At 75.2% G+C, this 1,573-nt stretch carries 1 protein-coding gene and 1 pseudogene; both read right to left on the reverse strand.

Features of this window, described 5'->3' with window-relative positions; translation table 11 throughout:
- Positions 1-334, reverse strand: a pseudogene (locus tag GT354_RS08505) (hypothetical protein); the annotation flags it as partial.
- A gap of 267 nt (positions 335-601) precedes the next feature.
- A partial coding sequence (locus tag GT354_RS08510; protein WP_161355651.1) for an SWIM zinc finger family protein occupies positions 602-1,573 on the reverse strand: 972 nt, incomplete at its 5' end.

Here is a 1,573-nt window from a genome sequence, read left to right on the forward strand (position 1 = left end):
CTCTTCCGATCTGCCACTCGGGCAGCAAGTCCGTCCCGCCCCCGTCGAGCAGGCTCCGTAGCCGGGCCCGGGCCGCCTCCGGTACGGCCGGGCGCGGGTCCACCTCGGCGCACGGCGCCGGTGGATCGCCCGCCGGAGCGCGCCGACCCGCCCGCCGGTGCACCATCACCAGCGCGGCCAGATCCAGCAATCGGACCGCCTCGTCGGTCCGGTCCACCCGTGCGGCCATCACCCCGAGCGCACCGTCGGCCGAGATCTCCGCGGCTCGCCGCCGACCCGTGCCCACCAGCGCCGCCGACACGAGGTCGTCCCACACCGGATCCGCCACCCGCATCCGAACTCCCCTTCGCACACGCCACTTTCGCCGGTCGATCACCATCACGAGCGATCCGAACACGCACCCGCGCCCCGCGCCCCGCGCCCGAAACCTGTGCCCACGCCCACGCCCGAGTCGCACCGCGAAATACCGAGCCGATCACCCAAATCGCCAAGCCCCGCCCGGGAACTCCCCGGTACGAGGCCCCACTTCGGCGCCCCTCAGGATCCCGACGCAGCCGCCGAAGCCCAGCCCCGGCGCGGGACCCCGCCACCACGTCCCGCCCTACAGCGCGATCGCCCGACCCTCGTGCCAAGCCGTCATCGGCACGAACCCCCGCGGCCCGTAGTCGCCGAACACCGTCAGCCCCGCGCCGCCCGACATCGCCGACAGTCGCCACAGCGCCTGCTCCGCGGTCCGCGCGCGGTCCACCGGCAGCCAGAAGCCGTCGGCGCCCGCGATCCGCCAGCCCATCGGCTCCGGCACCGCGACCACCCCGGCGAGCACGACCGGCCACGACTCCAACCACGGTTCGCCGCGCAGTGCCTGCGCGTAGGCCAAGGTGGCCTCCTCCGGGCCCACTCCGACCGGCTCGTCGCCCTCCGTCGAAGCCCCGGACCGCTCGCCGAGAGCGGCCCGCAACGGCACCGCCGCGTCGTGAAACGCCGCGTCGGCCTCGATCGATCGGCCCACCGGCAGGGCGAGTTGCGGCGGGCGCCCTTGCGGCCCGAAGGCCAGGACCAACGCCGTTCGACCGGTTCGGTTCCCGCGCAGCCAGATCCGCCGCTCCGTCAAACCACCCTCCGTACTGTCCCTGCTGCCCAGCACCAGCCACCGATCCCGCACCACCGTGCCCGCCGCCCGGGCCCTGCGCAGCAGGTCCTCCGCGTCCACGGTCCAGCCGATCCGGGACCGAAGTCCGGCCGTCAGGGCGGGATCGAGCGTGTCCTGATGTTCGTGCGCCCGCAGCAGCAACCACAGCTCGGCGTAGTCCTCCAACAACCGCCCGGGCCACCCCTCGGCGCCCGACGCGGGAATGGTCGCCGCGGCACGCAGCCGAGCCGCCAGGCCCGGAGCCTTCGCGTCGACCATCCGCTCGGCGATGCCGTCCCACATCGCGTAGCCCTCGCGCTCGGTACCGGCCAGGCCCTGGTGCACCCGGTCGGTGAGCCAACGGCGCAACCGGTCGGCGCCTTCCGCGACATCGGCGGCCCGCCGCTCGGCCCGCCGGCGCGCGGCCGCGGGGTCGGCGAGGGT

The sequence above is a fragment of the Streptomyces sp. SID3343 genome (assembly GCF_009865215.1).
Classification (GTDB): Bacteria; Actinomycetota; Actinomycetes; order Streptomycetales; family Streptomycetaceae; genus Embleya.